This is a genomic window from Gulosibacter chungangensis (genome assembly GCF_008831155.1).
Classification (GTDB): domain Bacteria; phylum Actinomycetota; class Actinomycetes; order Actinomycetales; family Microbacteriaceae; genus Gulosibacter; species Gulosibacter chungangensis.
The window spans coordinates 457,858-475,092 of record NZ_WBKB01000001.1; the positions used below are offsets into that span (position 1 = coordinate 457,858).

Annotated in this window: 15 protein-coding genes, 1 tRNA gene and 1 pseudogene; 10 read left to right on the top strand and 7 right to left on the bottom strand. The window is 62.3% G+C overall.

What is annotated here, in order from left to right:
- The first annotated feature begins 12 nt into the window (after positions 1–12).
- Positions 13–1,032: a DUF4333 domain-containing protein gene (locus F8O05_RS02060; protein WP_158051072.1), complete on the top strand. Its 1,020-nt coding sequence runs from the start codon at positions 13–15 to the stop codon at positions 1,030–1,032.
- Positions 1,033–1,038: 6 nt separating this feature from the next.
- Here the strand turns inward: F8O05_RS02060 and F8O05_RS02065 are convergent, their stop codons facing one another.
- The 3 genes from F8O05_RS02065 to F8O05_RS02075 all read right to left on the bottom strand — a co-directional run bounded on the left by F8O05_RS02065 (position 1,039) and on the right by F8O05_RS02075 (position 5,436).
- Positions 1,039–2,280, bottom strand: coding sequence for a M20 family metallo-hydrolase (locus tag F8O05_RS02065; RefSeq protein WP_158051073.1), 1,242 nt, complete (start codon positions 2,278–2,280; stop codon positions 1,039–1,041).
- 147 nt (positions 2,281–2,427) lie between these two features.
- Positions 2,428–4,071 carry an amidohydrolase gene (locus F8O05_RS02070; protein WP_158051074.1) on the bottom strand — a complete coding sequence of 548 codons (1,644 nt, stop codon included), beginning with the start codon at positions 4,069–4,071 and terminating at the stop codon, positions 2,428–2,430.
- Between the two features lie 30 nt (positions 4,072–4,101).
- Positions 4,102–5,436 (bottom strand): MFS transporter, encoded by a 1,335-nt coding sequence (locus tag F8O05_RS02075; protein WP_225735680.1) that lies wholly within the window; start codon positions 5,434–5,436, stop codon positions 4,102–4,104.
- Positions 5,437–5,570: 134 nt separating this feature from the next.
- Between F8O05_RS02075 and F8O05_RS02080 the strand changes: the two genes are divergently transcribed.
- A complete protein-coding gene (locus F8O05_RS02080) occupies positions 5,571–6,761 on the top strand; it encodes a PucR family transcriptional regulator (protein ID WP_158051076.1) in 1,191 nt (396 codons plus the stop codon).
- Positions 6,762–6,778: 17 nt separating this feature from the next.
- Here F8O05_RS02080 and F8O05_RS02085 read toward each other — a convergent pair whose 3' ends face one another.
- Entirely contained in the window at positions 6,779–7,879 is a 1,101-nt protein-coding gene (locus F8O05_RS02085) for a VIT1/CCC1 transporter family protein (RefSeq protein ID WP_158051077.1), read from the bottom strand.
- Between the two features lie 74 nt (positions 7,880–7,953).
- Entirely contained in the window at positions 7,954–8,559 is a 606-nt protein-coding gene (dcd, locus tag F8O05_RS02090; RefSeq protein ID WP_158051078.1) for a dCTP deaminase, read from the bottom strand.
- A gap of 85 nt (positions 8,560–8,644) precedes the next feature.
- Here dcd and F8O05_RS02095 point away from each other — a divergent pair.
- A tRNA-Gly gene (locus F8O05_RS02095) sits at positions 8,645–8,718 on the top strand.
- A 128-nt stretch (positions 8,719–8,846) separates the two neighbouring features.
- Positions 8,847–9,008 (top strand): hypothetical protein, encoded by a 162-nt coding sequence (locus F8O05_RS14735; RefSeq protein WP_192496989.1) that lies wholly within the window; start codon positions 8,847–8,849, stop codon positions 9,006–9,008.
- A gap of 238 nt (positions 9,009–9,246) precedes the next feature.
- On the opposite strand, the gene F8O05_RS02100 is transcribed toward F8O05_RS14735, so the two are convergent.
- Positions 9,247–10,011: a FadR/GntR family transcriptional regulator gene (locus tag F8O05_RS02100; RefSeq protein WP_158051079.1), complete on the bottom strand. Its 765-nt coding sequence runs from the start codon at positions 10,009–10,011 to the stop codon at positions 9,247–9,249.
- Positions 10,012–10,125: 114 nt separating this feature from the next.
- Between F8O05_RS02100 and F8O05_RS02105 the strand changes: the two genes are divergently transcribed.
- The 3 genes from F8O05_RS02105 (at position 10,126) to F8O05_RS02115 (ending at position 13,132) form a co-directional block, all read left to right on the top strand.
- Complete coding sequence (locus F8O05_RS02105) at positions 10,126–11,001, top strand: carbon-nitrogen hydrolase family protein (RefSeq protein ID WP_225735681.1); 876 nt, start codon at positions 10,126–10,128, stop codon at positions 10,999–11,001.
- A gap of 84 nt (positions 11,002–11,085) precedes the next feature.
- Positions 11,086–12,432, top strand: coding sequence for an APC family permease (locus tag F8O05_RS02110; RefSeq protein ID WP_158051081.1), 1,347 nt, complete (start codon positions 11,086–11,088; stop codon positions 12,430–12,432).
- Positions 12,433–12,568: 136 nt separating this feature from the next.
- Positions 12,569–13,132 (top strand): DJ-1/PfpI family protein, encoded by a 564-nt coding sequence (locus tag F8O05_RS02115; protein WP_158051082.1) that lies wholly within the window; start codon positions 12,569–12,571, stop codon positions 13,130–13,132.
- A gap of 80 nt (positions 13,133–13,212) precedes the next feature.
- Here the strand turns inward: F8O05_RS02115 and F8O05_RS02120 are convergent, their stop codons facing one another.
- Positions 13,213–13,719 (bottom strand): ferritin, encoded by a 507-nt coding sequence (locus F8O05_RS02120; protein ID WP_158051083.1) that lies wholly within the window; start codon positions 13,717–13,719, stop codon positions 13,213–13,215.
- 238 nt (positions 13,720–13,957) lie between these two features.
- Here F8O05_RS02120 and F8O05_RS15140 point away from each other — a divergent pair.
- The 3 genes and pseudogenes from F8O05_RS15140 to F8O05_RS02135 all read left to right on the top strand — a co-directional run.
- A pseudogene (locus F8O05_RS15140) lies at positions 13,958–15,013 on the top strand (KUP/HAK/KT family potassium transporter); the annotation flags it as partial.
- Positions 15,005–15,526, top strand: coding sequence for a KUP/HAK/KT family potassium transporter (locus F8O05_RS15145; protein ID WP_404811351.1), 522 nt, complete (start codon positions 15,005–15,007; stop codon positions 15,524–15,526). The pseudogene F8O05_RS15140 and the gene F8O05_RS15145, both read left to right, overlap by 9 nt.
- Before the next feature lie 211 nt (positions 15,527–15,737).
- Positions 15,738–17,234 carry a sugar ABC transporter ATP-binding protein gene (locus F8O05_RS02135; protein WP_158051086.1) on the top strand — a complete coding sequence of 499 codons (1,497 nt, stop codon included), beginning with the start codon at positions 15,738–15,740 and terminating at the stop codon, positions 17,232–17,234.
- Position 17,235 lies beyond the last annotated feature (1 nt).

Below are 17,235 nucleotides of genomic sequence, written 5' to 3' on the forward strand. Positions count from 1 at the left end.
GAGGAACTGATCATGACGCACCCGCCTACGAATGATCCTCAACCCAATGAGGACGCTGCCCGGCCAGAGCTGCCCAAACAGCCGGAGTCTCCCAAGCAGCCGGAGATGCCGAAGCTGCCGGACCTGTCGGCGCTGAACCAGGAAACTGCCCCTGCAGCTGGCACTACAACTGGCGCTGCAGCCGACACTGCGGCTTCGCCTGCCGCGGCTTTCCAGGCCTCGGCCGGTGCCGACAAGGGTCCGGATGCGAAGGGCGACTCCCAGCCGCAGGCCCAGTCCCAGCACATCCCGCCGAGGTCAGCGGCTGGGCGGCACACTGCAGCGCAGGATGCGGGGACTGCTTCGACCTCGTCGTCAGGTTGGAACGGACCTGGCACCAGCCGACCTTCCTATAGCGTGAGTGGCCAGCCGGCCAATAGCCAGCATGCAAGCAGCCAACAAGCCAGCAGCCACAGCGCGTTCCGCCCGCAGAGCTACGCGGGACAGACACACGCGCAATACGGTCAATCCGCACAGACCACCCATGCCGGGCAGTCGACGGGCGTCGGCCAGACGGCGTATGGCAGCCAGTCCGGCGCATCCGGAAGCTACGGCCGCCCGCAGGCCTACGGGACACCGGCGGCCAGCGGCCACTACGGAACCCATCAGGCCAATCAGCACACCCAAACTGCGGGCCAGTCCTCGCCGGCTTCCAGCAAGCGCGACAAGAAACGCGGCCGCGGGGCACGGGCCACCGTGGTGATTCTGTCGCTGCTACTTCCGATCGGGATCGCCGCGGGCGTGCTTGCGGGCTATACCTACGCAAACCAGCTCGGCAGTTACGACAGCCAGGCTGTGGAGCGCGAGGTCGTCGCGGTGTTGCGCGATGACTACGGGCTCGGTGACCTGACAGAGGTGAGTTGCCCCGACTGGATCAAGGTGCAGCAGGGCGAGTCATTCCAATGCGAGTTTGAGTATGCCGGCGGCAGCCAGACGGTGACCGTCACGCAAGGCTCACAGTCCGGCCAGCTCGTGGTCGGCGCGCCAGAATAGATCCAGCTACTTCGCTTCGACCAACTCGCCCGCGGTCACGCGGCGCAGCACTTCCGTCAGGAGGCTAACGCCGGCGAGCATGTCCTCGTCCTTGGTGAATTCCTTTTCGTTGTGGGTGATCCCGTCGACGCTCGGCACGAAGAGCATGATCGTCGGCACCATGTCCTTGAGGTTCGTCGAGTCGTGCCCCGCGAGCGTACGCACCTGGCTGTGCGAGAGCCCGAGGGAGTCCGCCGCGGCAGCCGCGAGCGCCTGACCCTTCGCGTCGTACTCATTGGCACCCCAGATGTGCTCCTTGCCGCGCTCCAGCACGACATCGGCACGTTCCGCTGCCGCCTCGAATCGACGAATCAGCTCGGCATCCGCTTCGGCCAGCCGCTCCACGCTCGTGCTGCGGATATCAATCAGCAACTGCACCTCGCTGGCAACCACGACCGGCGAGTTCGGGAACACACTGATCTCACCGCAGGAGGTCACGACCATCTCCTGCTCATCCGTAAACTGATCTGCAACATCCCGCGCCGCGACGATCATCCCGGCGGCGCCGAGCAGCGCATCCTTGCGGTCAGCGATGACCGTCGCACCGGTGTGGCTCTGATCGCCAATCACTCGATACTCGTACTTGTTTGCTGCCCAGGTCGACTCGACCACACCAATCTGCACACCCGAGTCGTCAAGCGAACGGCCCTGTTCAATGTGGATCTCGACGTACGCGGCAATATCCAGCGTGAAGTCCCCGATCGTGCCGATCGCTTGGAGCGCCTCACGGACGGTGACGCCCTTGGGATCGGTGGTCTCGAGCACCTGCTCCGCAGGAAGCTTGCCGGTGAACACCGAGCTGCCCATCATGGAGGGCTTGAAGCGGCAGCCCTCTTCGTTGAACCAGTTCACCACCGCGAGGTTGAACTTCGCGCCATCGCTGCGTTCCTCGGCGAGTGCCTTCGCCGCGTGCGCACCGGCCAGCACACCGTAGGCCCCGTCGAAGCGACCGCCCAGCGGCTGCGAGTCCATGTGCGAACCCACCGCAATATATGGCGCTCCCGGTACCAGTTCAAGGAGCGCAAACTGGTTGCCAACCTGGTCGTAGTGCACCTCAAAGCCATAGCCCTCAACGAGCCCGCGGAACCAGTTCCGCGTTTGCCCATCCGCAACCGTGGCTGCCTGCCGGTCAACACCACCGCCGGGCGTCGCACCGATCGTGCTCATCGAGCGGAAGTCGAGAAGGAACTGTGGAGTCTGAGTAGTCATGATGAGTTTTCCTGAGGTAGTGCCGAGGCCGCCTCGGTGCGATGGTCTCGGTTGAGTGAGATGGTTTCGTGTGGCTCGCGAGTTGGATGCATGGAGCTGGCGGTCCGGATGACCGGAGCGGTCACGCTGGCCCGGCCAGCCCGGGGATTAGCTGCGCGAGTCGAAGGTCGGTTCGCCGCCAACGAAGGTGGCGACCACGTCGAGATCGGCGATGTTTTCGCAGTCGAGCGGCGAATCGGACAGCGCCACAAAATCCGCGAGCTTGCCGCGTTCAAGGGTGCCCTTATCGGCAATCTGGCCGGTACCGATCGCGCCCCACTCGGTGTATGAGCGCAGCGCCTCCTCGGGGCTAATACCCTCTTCAGGCCCAAGCACCATGCCGTTTTCCGTGAGCCGGTCAACCGCCGACTGCATCCCCCGCCGAATATTGTTGTCGGCGACCGGCAGGTCAGATGAGCCCGCGAGAATCGCCCCCGCATCCACCACCGAGCGCCCGCGGTACAGCCAGTTCGCGCGTTCGGGGCCGACGTTCTTCACGAACTGATCGCCCAATGGGCCGATGAATCCTGCCTGCGGTGTCACTACGATCCGCAACCTTCCGGCCCGCTCCACCTGGTCGGGTCGAGCGATACCGAAGTGTTCGACCCGGCTTGGGGCACCGTTACTGCCGTACGTCTGCTGGCACTCTTCGATCAAATCGAGCGCCATGTCGATCCCCGCATCCCCAATCGCGTGCAAGGCGACCGGCCAGCCCGCGCGATAGGCGGCAAGCACATCTTCGCGATATTTTTCGGGAGTGTTGAGCAGGTACCCGCGATTGTGGTCGTGGCCACAGTAGTCCTCGGTCACCGCGGCAGTGGCACCGAGGAGCGAACCGTCCATGAACGCCTTCACGTGGCCGAGACGAATCCACTCGCTGCCGAATCCGGTGCCGATGCCGAGCCCCGTCGCGAGTCCCTTCCCTTCGCCACGGAAATCGCTCGCGTTGCCTTCGAGCAGGTCGAGTGAGTCGATGGCGGGGAGCAACTGCGCGCGAGCATGCAGGCGACCGCTGGCCCGCGCAAGCTGATAGCCCGCAACCTCAATCGGGCTGTGGCCGATCCAGCCGCCGCCAATCCCCGCCTCGCTGAAACTCGTGATGCCCTCGGCCGCAAATCGCGTGGTCGCCGCATCCAGCGCCCGAGCAATCTCTTCGGAACTGTAGGGCAGCAGCATCGACTGAATCAGGCTCTGCGCCGCCTCATCGAGCAAACCTGTGGGCGTCCCGTCGGCGTTGCGCACCACTTCACCGCCGACGGGGTTCTCAAACCCGTCCTCGAGCGCACCGATCATTCGCAGCGTCGCGGTATTGGTGATGGATGCGTGCCCCGAGGTGTGCCGCAGGTACAGCGGCCGGTCTCCTGTAATTTCGTCGAGACGTGCGATGTCGGGGTATTGGCCACCGTGGTGTTTCTGGTTGAACCCGGTGCCGTGGATCCACGCGTTCGGGTCGTCCGCGAGGCGGTCTGCCTCCGCTTCGATCATTGCGTAGAGCTCTTCGAGCCCGCGAGCCTGATCAAGCTGGATCGCCGTGAGCCCAAGCCCCCACCAGGTGGTGTGGCAGTGGGCATCAATGAAGCCAGGCACGAGGGTCTCGTTCGGGAAGGAGTCCTGCCGCGTCGCGGTGACCCCCGCGAGCTCCTCATCGAAGCCGATAATTCGGCCACCAAAGACGCCCATTAGGGATGCGGTGGGTCGCTTCGGGTCGAGGGTGATAATGCGCTTCGCCTCGACAATGAGATCGATTTCCATGACGGGACTCCTTCCTGAAACCGCGGCTGTCTAGTGCTTGAACCCGGGGAGCTTCACGCTCATGCGCGGGGTAATGAGGCCCGAGCACGCCGTGAACAACGAGAGGAACACGAGCATTGCTGCGGCCGGCCACCAGTGGTTTGCGGCCGAGGCCACGAACGCGGTCGCCATCAGCGGGATGAATCCCGAGATCATGCCGGCGATGTTCTGTGCCATACCGACGCCCGTGTAGCGGGTCTTCGCGGGGAACAGGCCCGTGAGGACGGTGCCGGATGCGGCGTAGGGGAAGGAGAGCGCGGCAACCGCGATCGTCATGCTGATCACCACGAGCGCAGGAATACCCGATTCGAGCAGTAAGAAGCTCGGCACCGCGATAATCGCCGAAACGATACCGCCCCAGAGAATCACTCGGCTCGCACCAAAGCGGGCGCCGAGACGACCACCAATCACGAGCACCGGGATCTCAACAATCGCGGCCACCATGCTGCCCAGCAGCATCAGTTCGGAGGGGTAGCCGAGCACGTTCACGCCGTACCAGACGATGAACGCGGTCACGAGATAGAAACCACCGATACCGAGCAGGCCCGCTGCCATGCCCATGAAGATGTGGCGCCAGTAGTGCTTGAAGGTCTCGGCAACGGGGCTCTTGACGGTTTCACCCTGCTCCATGAGCTCGGTGAATACCGGCGATTCTTCCAGCTGGCGACGAATGTAGACGGCGATCAGCAGCATCGGGATCGCGATGAGGAAGGGGATGCGCCAACCCCAGGAGTCGAAGCTGTTCTGCGAGAGCAGTAGGGTCATCACGTAGAACCCACCGGAGGACAGGATCGTACCGATCGGTGAACCGATCTGCGGGATTGCGGCGTAAAGGGCGCGCTTCTCGAGTGGCGCATTTTCGACCACGATGGTCATGGCGCCAGACCACTCACCACCCACGAACAGGCCCTGGAAGATGCGCAGCAGCACCAGCAGAATCGGGGCCGCGACACCGATCGCGGCATAGGTCGGCAGCATGCCGATCATCGCGGTCACGATACCGATGCCGACGATCGTGATGAGCAGCACCTTGCGGCGGCCAATCTTGTCGCCCATGGTGCCAAAGATCAGCCCACCAAGGGGACGCGCAACCAAGCCAACACCAAAGGTTGCGAAGGAGGACATCGCGGCGACCGTGGCATTCTCCGACTCGAAGTACTGCACGTTAAACACGAGCGCGGCAGCCGCGCTGAAGAGGAAGAAGTCGTACCACTCCATTGCGGTGCCGATCAGCGCACCGATCGCGACCTTGTTCGCATCCTTGGTAGAAATTTGCTTGGTGGCGCCGTATTCAATTGACGCGGTTGGCGCATGCTCGTTAGTCAAAACCACTCCTTTGTAGCGGGCGCTCCGTCTCGGAGCTTCCATGCTTCTACCGTGCCAGGGATAATGCCCAGAAGTGGTGGGCAACCTTCGTCAGTTTTCGCACCAAATTGTGCATCTGCCCTAGATTGGGGTGTATGCGCAATGAATTACTCGAGCCACAGCCCGAAGACCGAGGCCGCTGGATTGAGATTCTGGCACAGGTATCACCTGACCACTTGGTCGAACGGTTCGTATCGCAGGTGCGCGAGGTCGATGACTACTCCACCCCGGCCGTCACCTGGACTGAAATACGAACTTCCGCGCTCAGTTCCTTCCTCGCCCTCCTTGACGCCTTGAAACACGGCGATAGCAGCCGCACCGTAGACATTGCCGCGCACGTCGGCATCACGCGCGCTCGTGCGAACGTGCCGATGTCCTCGCTGATGACCGCCATCCGAATCGACTTCCAGGTGCTCTGGAACAGCATCCTGGAAGTGTCGGCCGACGAGGATGCGCAATTACTGATTCGACACGCGAACTCGGTGTGGCTCACGGTCGACAGTTACGTGCGGCAAACTCAGGATGCGTATATGGCTGAGGAGCGGCGAATGGCCGATGAGGCCGGAGCGGTCCGAAGAAAACTCCTCGCAGAGCTCCTGCGCCAGGAAGAACTCTCTACTCATCGACTGGAAGTGATCGCGGAGGCGCTTGGCATTGGCACTTCCCCGACATTCCTGATCGCCGCCGCCGATGAAGACGAACAGGCGATTACCGGGTTACGGACCGAAGTCAACCGACTGGAACGCGCATCCCTCAAACCCTTCGCGCAGTACCGCGGGACGGCGCTCATCGTGTTTCTCGAGTGGCCCGAGCAACCGACGACGCCCCAGCACCTCGCGATCCAACAGCTGCATGAGCACCGAATCGGGCTCATCGAGCGGGCTGAGGGGCTCACTGCCCTCCGTCACGCGATTCCACTCGCGATTCAGCTGGCGGGGCTCGCGACCAAGCGACCTATCGTGCCCACGAGCGAGCCCGCAAAACGTCCCGCGGTAACCCCCGAACTCGGCTGGACCAAGCTCATCCACGACCGCGTGCACGACCTCAACCTCGCGACGTTCCTGGATGTGCATCCGCTACTTGCGAGCTGTGGGGAGGCAGAACGCAATAATCTGCTCACCGCGGTGCGCGCGTACCTCGCAACCGGCAGCGTTTCGGAGGCTGCTGAGGCGACCTTCTGTCACCGAAATACACTCACCAACCGGCTGCAACGGTTCCGCGAGCTCACCGAAATCGACGTCACGGTGCCGAATCAGGCGGCGCTGCTCGTCGTCCTCTGGGCCTAAGCGACTTTGCGCCGCAGCTAACCGACCACACCGCCAAACGCGAGCCCGAGCACGTACGTGACCGCCGCCGCACCGTATCCGATCAGTAGCTGTCGCAGCGCTCGCTTCCAGGGAGGTGCGCCGGAAAGCACGCCGACCACGCCACCGGTCAACAGCAACGCAATACCCACCACGACCGCGGCGATCGCCACCGCGAGCAGGCCCTGTAGGCCAAAAATCCAGGGCAGCACGGGAATCAACGCACCCACCGCAAAGAACATAAAGCTCGAAGCGGCGGCGCCCAAGGGCGTACCGAGTTCCTCATGGTTCGTAGCCGTGCGACCGTGAGGGCCAAGGTGGACCGCCCCGGTCTGCCGGTGAACCGCACGAAGCGTCGCCGCAGCCTTGTCTTTCGCCTCGGCTTCCTGCATCCCCCTCGCACGATAGACCAGCGCAAGCTCGTTCTCATTAACGTCCAGCGCCGGGAGCTGGTCGCGGGTGTCGGGCCTCGGGGTGGATGCATTGAGCAGTTCCCGCTGCGAACTGACCGACACGTACTCTCCCGCGGCCATCGACAGTGCCCCCGCCAGGAGCCCCGCGATACCCGTCGCAAGCACCACGCCCGAAGACACCCCGGTTGCACCGACCCCGAGCACGAGCGCGAGGTTCGACACCAAACCGTCATTCGCACCGAACACCGCGGCCCGGAAAGTGCCGCTCATCCGCGCCCGGGAACGCGTCGCGAGCGAGCGCACGACCTCTTCGTGGACACGTTCGTCCGCCGCCATCTGGTCGGTGGCATCCGGATCTTCGGCATAGGGACTGCGCGCCTCAAAGTTCTGCACGAGCGCGAGCGCGAACACCGACCCGAAGCTCTTTGCGAAGAATCCGAGCACCCGGGTGTTGAAGTCCGGTGACACAGTCTTTTCGGCGAGCGGGCCGAGCTTATCGATCCAGTGCTGCTGGTGCCGCTTCTCGGACTCCGCCAGCTCTAGCAGGATCTCCCGTTCCTCACCCTGACGTTTCTTCGCGAGTTCGCGGTAGGTGGCCTCCTCAGCGCGTTCATTCGCGAGGTAGCGCCGCCACCGCCGAACGTCGTGTTTTGAAGGGTCAGGGCGGTGCGCGATTCGATTCGGCAACAGGGCTCCATTCGTTAATAACGACCCGCTAGTTTAGGCGGTCAGCCGTCATGAGCGCTGCATCCTGAAGTCGGCTATTGCCCCGGCGACCCAGCCTGGGTACTCGACACATCGATCACGGAGAAGTTCTTCCACGAGCGTGAGGCTGTGGGACCGCGCTGACCGTGGTAGCGGGAACCGTATTTCTGGGACCCGTAAGGATGCTCAGCCGGCGAAGAGAGATCGAAGAAGCACAGCTGACCGATTTTCATGCCCGGCCAGAGCTTTATCGGGAGGGTCGCGACGTTGGAAAGTTCCAGCGTGACGTGGCCCTGGAAGCCGGGGTCGATGAAGCCTGCGGTGGAGTGCGTGAGGAGGCCGAGTCGGCCGAGCGAGGATTTGCCCTCGAGCCGTGCCGCCACGTCATTGCTCAGCGAGACTTGCTCAAAGGTCGACGCGAGCACGAACTCGCCCGGGTGCAAGATGAACGCCTCATCTGGTTCCGACTCGATCAGATGTGTGAGCTCTGCCTGCTCCTCGCGCGGGTCAATCGACGGGTAACGGTGATTATCGAAGAGACGGAAGTAGCGGTCGAGCCGCACATCCACACTCGAGGGCTGCACCATCCCCGGGTCCCAGGGGTCGAGGCCAATGCGGCCCGAGTCGATTCCCGCACGAATATCTCGATCACTGAGCAGCATCCATCCACCTTTATTTGTCGCTGCGGCCAAACCTGTTGCTACACTATCCCTCGGTGCTCAATTGCAGTGTGTATAGGCACCGACTGGGGCTGTAGTTCAATGGTAGAACTTCTGCTTCCCAAGCAGACAGCGCGGGTTCGATTCCCGTCAGCCCCTCCAGTTGGCCTCGAACGGCCCGTTCACCACGTTTTGTCGGATGCTCAAATTACAATCCGACCAAAGAACCAACATGGGAGGGCAAGGCTTTGACTACTTAAACTCCGCCGTCGCGCCCCACCGTTCGTCGGATGAGCTCGTCAGAAGTTGCGCGTGAGATTCAGGATATTGAAGCGCGTCGCGGTTCATTCGAAAGATTGCTGGAAAAAGCTTCCCAAGATGACCTCACCGCCGACGAGCATGCTGACATGCGTCGTCTCGATGCACTTCGGTTCATCCAGACTGGGCATTGAATAACTCCTTCAAGGCGCAGGCGGAGTCTTTTGCGTTGGACGTCATGGAGGCTCTCGCAATCGTGATTCCATCGTACGATCTGGGCACCGATTAGCGGACGGAACCCTAGGAACTTCAATTTGCGGAGTCTCGCCCCAACGACAGAATTCCGCGCCGAGCTGGACGTGTTCGGCTCAGGGCTGGCCGGTTTCTCGAATGGACTGGCAGTGCCCGTCGCATTTTCTTGAGCCCCGAGCGTCATTCTGGGCTGCGACCACTCCGAGGGAGGGCGAGGAACATCTCTCGCCGCAATGAATCAACGTGAGCACGAGTGACCTCAATCGCGGCCGCCGTATCGTGCGCGCGGAATGCTGCCACCAGCGCACGGTGCTCGTCACGACCTTCCTCGAGCTGATCCATCGGATACGGCACGAAATATTTCAGCAACGACTCATACACCGCAAGATAAGCGGGCACTTCCGGGAGTCCGCTCATCTCAGCGACGAGGTGATGAAACCGGCTGTCTGGAACGTGGTGCTCCATCCAGTTCTGCGCGTTCTGCGATTGCTCAATGAGCTCGTCAAGAGCATCGCACTGCGTGGGTGTGGCGGCGAGGGTGGCCGCAAACACGACGGCGCTCTCCATGAGGATGCGCTGGTCAATAAGGCTGTGGATCGCCGTCTCGTCAGCTCGAAAGGCCATCACCGAGCTGTCCTGCAGTTCGGGAACCTGCTCCGCGACGAAGGTTCCTCCACCACGACCGGGGCGGCGGATAAGCACTCCACTCTCAACTAAGCTCTCGAGCCCTCGTCGCGCGGTGATTGCACTTACCTCGAGCCCAGCGGCGATGTGTTCCACCCTGGGCAGCTTGCTGCCGGGCGCAAGCAGTCCATGCTCGATCGAGAGCAGGATGCGCGCGCGCACAGTCTCCACCGCGGAGAGCCGGGTGAGAGCTGCAGAACCGGGCGCGGCGAACAACGCCCTATCCACCTCGGTTCCTGAGTTCTTACCGGTCGCAGTCATGGCTTGATACTAGCCAAGCCTCATCGTATAGTGATCAAATTGAACATGATCAAAATGATCACTTCAGGGTGCTTGTGCTCAAATTTCAGCGCGCCGCCCGGCAAGGAGGCCAAATTGACCAAGAAAACACTCACTGTGGCGCTTGCGCAGCGCGCTCCACATCCCATCGACAGGCCACTGGATGCCTTCGCCCGCGATGTTGCGGCGACCGTCGAAGCCCACCCGAACATCCAACTGCTCGTCTACCCCGAACTGCACCTCAACGGCACCGAGCACCTACCCGAGCCTGAGCGCGCGGACGCGCTCGAAGCGGCTGCGGTCACGCTCGACAGCGATTACATTCGTACGCTCGGCGCCATAGCCGCTGAGCACGGCATCTGGCTCTGCCCCGGTAGCCTCGGCGAGCGCGGCCCCGCAGGAGAGTTCTTCAACACGCAGCTGCTGTTCGATGGCACCGGCGCACTCCGCAGCCGCTATCGCAAGATGTTTCCGTGGCGCCCCTACGAGCCGCACCAGCCCGGCACCGAGTTCATCACCCAGGGTCTCGATGGGACCGCGATCGCAGGACTGTCAATTTGCTACGACGCTTGGTTTCCCGAGCACACGCGCCAGCTCGCCTGGGACGGGGCAGACCTCATTCTCAACATCGTGAAGACCACCACCCCAGACCGCGAGCAGGAGCTCGTACTCGCTCGCGCGAACGCGATCGTCAATCAGAACGTCATGGCGAGCGTGAACTGCGCGCCTCCGGTCGGCCGGGGGCGAAGCATCGTCGTCAACGCCGAAGGCTTCGTCATCGCAGAGGCTGGGATCGGCGAGGAGACGCTCGTCTTCGAATTTGACCCAGCACACGTCGCCGCCGTTCGCGAGCGGGGCACCATGTTCAGCAACCGCATGTGGTCGCAGTTTCAAGAGGGCGACGCGGTGATTCCGATGCCGCTCTACGACGGCCGCATCGATCCAAAGTCGTGGACTCCGCGCTCGCGCTAATCCGCTTTTCGAACCTCATACAACGACGTACCCCCGTCGACCCACAAGCCGACATCGACACATAAACAGACAGAGGAGTCATCTGTGTCAACTACTCACGCTCAGCCGACGCTCACCCGCACGCTCAAGCTACCCTCGCTCGTACTCTTCGGGCTCGCATATCTCACCCCGCTCATCGTGCTGGGTATCTTCGGGGTCATCGCCACTGAGACGAGCGGTGCGAGCGCAAGCGCCTATCTCATAGCGCTCATCGCCATGCTATTTACGGCGAACAGTTACGGACGAATGGCCAAGGCGTATCCAGTTGCAGGTTCCGCCTACACCTACGTACGCCGCACGATTGACGGTCGTGTCGGTTTCCTCGTCGGCTGGGCGATCATGCTCGACTATCTCTTCCTCCCGATGGTCATCTGGCTCATCGGCGGATCATATCTTCAGGCCCAGTTTCCCGGCGTGCCCATGCCTGTGTGGATTCTCGTCTTCATCCTCATCACCAGCGCGCTCAACATCATCGGTATCAAGGTCGCAGATCGCGCGAACCTCGTGCTCATGACGTTCCAGATCCTCGTCATCATTTTCTTCGTTGCACTGTCCATCGCAAATGTCGTGAGCGCCGACGGAGCGGGAGGCTTGGTGAGCGCTTCCCCGTTCGTCGGCATCGATGCCACATTCGCTGGCATCGCGGGTGGTGCAGCGATCGCCGCATACTCCTTCCTCGGCTTCGACGCGGTGACTACTCTCACGGAGGAGACGATCGAGCCCCGCCGCACCGTGCCCAAGGCGATCCTGCTTGTCGCCCTCATCGGCGGTGGCATCTTCGTGATCGTCGCGTACGTGACACAACTCGTGCATCCGGGCGGTGTCTTCGACAACGCGGATACCGCAGCTTTCGAGATCGCCACGCGCATCGGCGGTAATTTCTTCGGCGCCGTGTTCCTCGCCGCACTCGTCATCGCACAGTTCACCTCGGGCCTCGCGGCTCAAGCCTCGGGAAGCCGCCTCCTCTATGCGATGGGTCGCGACGGCGTACTCCCGAAGCGCATTTTCGGCTCCCTGAGCGCGAAGTTTCGCACCCCCGTGTTTAGTATTCTCGCGATCTCCGTTGTCGGACTCATCGCGATCTTCATGGATGTGGCCACGTCAACCTCGTTCATCAACTTCGGCGCCTTCGTTGCCTTCATCATGGTGAACCTCTCGGTCATCGTCTACTGGGCGAAGGAACGACGCGAGGGACGGGCACACAATGCGCTCCTGTATCTCGTAGCACCGATCATCGGCATGATCGTGATCGCTTACTTGCTTCTGCAACTCGACATCCACGCGATCACGCTCGGGTCGATCTGGCTCGGCGTCGGAATCATCGTGCTCGCCATCACCACGCGGGGTTTCACGAAACAACCGACCGAACTCGCCGTCGACACTGTCGACTAAGACACGGATGCATGAATCCCGCGCTCAGGTCTCGCGTAGCGGGGTCTGAGCACGAGACCGCATTCACGTATCCCGAAGCTTGCCGGACCACACTGCTCCTGTGGCCGGAATCACCGGCCCGTGCAAAGGAGCAACCATGTCGAAAGTCCTGATCCTCGCTGGCGATTTTTCCGAGACCCTCGAAGTGTTTTACCCCTATGAGCGCCTTCGCGAGGAGGGCTACGAACCCGTCATCGCCTCGCTAGAGAAGAAGCGCCTGCAGTTCGTGGTGCACGACTTCGAGCCCGGATATTTCACCTTCACCGAGAAGCCGGGGCACGGCTGGGACGCCGACATCGCGGTCGCTGACGTCAACCCCGCCGACTACGTCGCGCTCGTGATCCCCGGCGGGCGCGCGCCTGAGTACCTGCGTAACAACCCCGATGTGCAGCGCATCGTGCAGCATTTCTTCGGGGCGGATGCACCGGTCGCGTCGACCTGTCACGGCCCGCTGATCCTCGCGAAGTCGGGCGTGCTCTCGGGCCGCACCTCCTCCGGATTCCCTGAGGTCGCGCCCGATATCGAATCGGGCGGAGCAACCTACGAAGGTGGCCAGGCTGTCGTCGACGGCAACCTCGTCACCTCGCGCGCGTGGAATGACAACGGCCCCTGGTTTGGCGCCTTTATCAAGCTGCTCCGCGAGCGCGCGCCCCTGGCCTAACGAAAAAGAAATCCGCCCCGAGCTGGCCGTGTGCAGCTCGGGGCGGATCGTTCTTTGAGCCCGATCAGTCGGGCAAGTTTTTACTCGTCGGCGCTGTCCTTACGCTGGCCGAGTTCCTTGTCGAGGTTCAGCAGGCCCGAGCCGTCGCCGTCGAGAATCTCGATGCGGCCGATGATCTCGCTCACGGTCGATTCCTCCTCAACCTGCTCGTCGATAAACCAGTGCAGCATCGGACGCGAGTCAATGTCACCCACCTCATCGGCCACGCGGTACAGGTTACGGATCGCCTCCGACACCTTTTCTTCGTGGGCGAGGGATGCCTTAAACGCGTCGAGTGCGGTCTCCACGGTCGTGCCGGGAAGGTCAACCGTGCCGAGCACCGGGTGGTAGTCGCGGTCAAGTAGATACTGCGTGAACTTGGCAGCGTGCTCGAGTTCCTCTTCGGCCTGAGCCTGGAACCAGGCCGAGAAACCGGTGAGATCGATCGCCTCCATATCGACGGCGAGCTGACGATAGACAAGAGAAGCGGTGTGCTCGAGGGTGATCTGTTTGTTAATCGCCTCGGCGTATTTCTGATCAATCTTCATGAAAATCGACCCTAGGTCGCCAATCTGCAAATTTGTCGTGCCTTGGGAACTCGACCCAGCGCATCCACCGGCCCAGCGAATCTGCCAGCCCAATCGCCAGGTCGCGGGTGTACGTTGTGACCATGGCTGGGGCAAAGATGCCCGCCCATCGCAACAACCCGTAAGGCCCTCACTGGTCCTTGTCATCGGCGCGCTCGGCGTGGTGTTCGGCGATATCGGAACCAGCGCGATCTAGACCGTGACCGCGCTGTCTGCCGAGCAATCCGCATCCGGACACCTCGACCAAACCATTAGCTACGGAATGGTGTCGACCCTCATCTGGTCGCTCATCCTGATTGTCACGGTGCTGTACGTGACGATTTTGCTGCGCACCGACAACGCCGGCGAGGGCGGGCTGCTCGCCCTGCTGGGGCTCATCCGGCAGCTCCCCAACCGTGCCGCCCGGCGCGGAGTCTGGGTGGTCCTCGCCGGGGTGGGCGCCGCGATGTTTCTTGGCGACAGCATCATCACTCCCGCAATCTCCGTGCTCTCGGCGGTCGAGGGCCTTGAGCTATTAGACGCAAACCTGCACGCATGGATTGTGCCGATCACGATCGCGATCTTGCTCACTCTGTTCATATTGCAACCCATCGGCATCCATCGCGTGGCGAAAGCCTTTGGCCCGATCATGCTGCTGTGGTTCGCGTGCATCGCGGGCTTCGGACTCCTTGCCGTCATCAAGCAACCCTAGGTGCTCTGGGCGCTCTCACCGCACTGGATTCCACCGTACTTTGCCGCGCATCCACTCATCGCGTTTCTCTCGCTGGGCTCGGTGGTGCTGGCAATAACCGGGTCCGAGGCGCTCTATGCCGTTATGGGCCACTTCGGCCGTAAAGCCGTGCGCCGGGCCTGGCAGTGGATCGTTTTCCCGGCCCTCACCTTGGCCTATTTGGGGCAGGCGGCGATGCTCACGCAGGGCGCGAGCGACCCCGGCGGCATATTCTTCGCGATGATGCCGCCGCCGCTGATTGCGCCAATGATTGTGCTGGCGACCGCGGCCACCGTGACCATCACGATCACCAGCAGCCTGTTCCTGGTGTACTCGACGCTCAAGCGCGATTTTGGCTGGCGGTTCTGGGTGGCGCTGGCAGTCTGGCTCGTGATCCTGGTATTCCTCACCGCAAACCTGCCCAAGATTGCCAGCGGCGGTTGGCTGCCGATTCTGATCGGTACGGTTATGTGCGCGCTGATGTTCTGTTGGCGCAGCGGTCGTCGGCAGCTGCAGCGTTGGCGGCAGCGCGAAGAAATGTCGCCGGCGCAGTTCCTTGACATTGTGGATGCTGGGGAAGTTACCCGGGTCGCTGGCACCGGGGTATTTGTCACCCCTTCCGCGGAGCGCATCCCCGTGGCACTTGGCGTCATGATGAATCAGCAGCACGCCCTGCCGCAGCAGGTCATCCTCTTCACCTGGGAGACCGCGCACGCGCCAGTGGTGGCCGACCACGAACGGCTCACGATCCGCGACATCCACAGCCCCGAACCGGGGATAGTGCTCCTCACAGCACGCTATGGGTACCGCGAGCGCATCCACCCCGTCCGCGCCCTCGAAGAGGCAGCCGCACTCGAACCGGGAATACTTCGCGGACTCGACCTGAGCAAGGCGGTGTTCTACCTCCAGCTGCCGGTCGTCGAGGTGGTCACCCGCAGCCCGGCCCGATTCGCCCGCGAGGTCTTCGCGCTGTTGACTCGGATGCGCACCGACCCGGTCAAGCAACTATCGCTGCCACGCGAACGCACGGTCATCATCGGTCGCGAAGCGCAACTCTAGCGCCCGCAGCATTGACATGCTGAACGCTATGTCTTGTGCATAAGATTTCACCTTGCACATTGGCGCGCGCCGGTCGCATAATGGACGAATTGTCTAACAGATAAGACATACATTTGCGCGAGGAAGCGCTGAAAGGAACCTCAATGTGCAGCGCGGCACGCAGCCCCATATCGCGACACCACATCGCGAATCCCGAGAGCAGACGGCGCTCATGAGCGACGCATTCTTACGCTTCGAAGACATCTCGATCAGCTTCCCCGGTGTGAAGGTGCTCGATGGCGTCTCCTTCGAGCTGCACGCCGGTGAAGTGCACGCGCTGATGGGCGAAAACGGTGCTGGCAAGTCCACGCTGATGAAGATCCTGATGGGTATTTATCACCCGGATGCGGGCAGCGTCGTCATTGGCGGCGAGCCCGCCGAGATCGCAAGCCCGAGCGACGCGCTCTCCCGCGGCATTTCGATGATCCACCAGGAACTGAACCCCGTCCTCGACATGCGCGTCTACGAGAACATCTACCTCGGTCGGGAGCTTCGTTCCTCGCTCGGCCTTGCCGACGCCAAGCGGATGCGCACCGAAACGGATGCGCTCCTCAAGCGTCTCGAGATCCCCATCGATGGCAACCGGATGATGCGCACGCTCTCGGTGGCGCAAATGCAGCTCATCGAGATTGCCAAGGCCATCGCCTTCGACAGCAAGGTCGTGGTGATGGATGAACCGACCTCGGCAATCACCGAATCGGACGTGGAGATCCTCTTCCGCCACATCAACCGGCTCCGTGAATCGGGCGTGGGCATCATCTACATCTCGCACAAGATGGAAGAAATCTTCACCATCGCCGACACCATTTCGGTCTTGCGCGATGGTGCGCTCATCCGCACGGCCCCGGCTGCCGAACTCGATGAGCCGACGCTGATCAAGCTCATGGTGGGTCGCGATCTCGACGAGAACTTCCCCAAGCGCGAGGTCGAAATCGGCGAGCCTGTCCTGACTGTGCAGGGCTGGTCGAGTCCGCCACTGGTGAAAGACATCAGCATTTCGCTGCGCAAGGGCGAGGTGCTCGGCATCGGCGGTCTCGTCGGCGCTGGCCGCAGCGAATTTGTTGAGTCGCTCTTTGGCGTGCGCCCCGGCTCTTCGGAGGAGCCGATCCTGCTCAAGGGTAAGCCCGTGCGCATCCGCAAACCCATCGACGCGATCCGCTATGGGATCGCGCTCGTCACGGAAGACCGCAAGGTCACCGGCCTCAACCTCGCCGGCTCCGTAGCCGAAAACATCACCCTGGTGAACCTCAACAAGCTCTTCCCCGCGGGGCTTCTGCGCACCCGCACCGAGACCAAAATCGCCAAGGACTATATCGACCGGTTGCGCATCCGCACCCCGAGCCACCAGCAGCTGGTCTCGCGGCTCTCGGGCGGCAACCAGCAGAAGGTCGTGCTCTCGAAATGGCTGCTCACCGAGCCCGAGATCATCATCTTTGACGACCCCACCCGCGGGATCGATATCGGCGCGAAACGCGATATCTACAACCTCATCGGGGAACTCGTCGAAAAGGGCCGCTCGGTGATCCTCATTTCCTCTGAAATGACCGAGCTCATGGGGCTCAGCGACCGCATCCACGTCTTCGCCGAAGGCCGCATCACCGGCACCCTCGACCGACCCGACTTCAACCAAGAGCGCATCCTCGAGCTCGCATCCCAATTCGGAGACTGAC

Bases quoted from the DNA above. Each gene is read 5' to 3' on its own strand.
- F8O05_RS02060 (WP_158051072.1), top strand. From the start codon at position 13: ATGACGCACCCGCCTACGAATGATCCTCAACCCAATGAGGACGCTGCC.
- F8O05_RS02065 (WP_158051073.1), bottom strand. From the start codon at position 2,280: ATGACTACTCAGACTCCACAGTTCCTTCTCGACTTCCGCTCGATGAGC.
- F8O05_RS02070 (WP_158051074.1), bottom strand. From the start codon at position 4,071: ATGGAAATCGATCTCATTGTCGAGGCGAAGCGCATTATCACCCTCGAC.
- F8O05_RS02080 (WP_158051076.1), top strand. From the start codon at position 5,571: ATGCGCAATGAATTACTCGAGCCACAGCCCGAAGACCGAGGCCGCTGG.
- dcd (WP_158051078.1), bottom strand. From the start codon at position 8,559: ATGCTGCTCAGTGATCGAGATATTCGTGCGGGAATCGACTCGGGCCGC.
- F8O05_RS14735 (WP_192496989.1), top strand. From the start codon at position 8,847: ATGAGCTCGTCAGAAGTTGCGCGTGAGATTCAGGATATTGAAGCGCGT.
- F8O05_RS02100 (WP_158051079.1), bottom strand. From the start codon at position 10,011: ATGACTGCGACCGGTAAGAACTCAGGAACCGAGGTGGATAGGGCGTTG.
- F8O05_RS02115 (WP_158051082.1), top strand. From the start codon at position 12,569: ATGTCGAAAGTCCTGATCCTCGCTGGCGATTTTTCCGAGACCCTCGAA.
- F8O05_RS02120 (WP_158051083.1), bottom strand. From the start codon at position 13,719: ATGAAGATTGATCAGAAATACGCCGAGGCGATTAACAAACAGATCACC.
- F8O05_RS15145 (WP_404811351.1), top strand. From the start codon at position 15,005: ATGTCGCCGGCGCAGTTCCTTGACATTGTGGATGCTGGGGAAGTTACC.
- F8O05_RS02135 (WP_158051086.1), top strand. From the start codon at position 15,738: ATGAGCGACGCATTCTTACGCTTCGAAGACATCTCGATCAGCTTCCCC.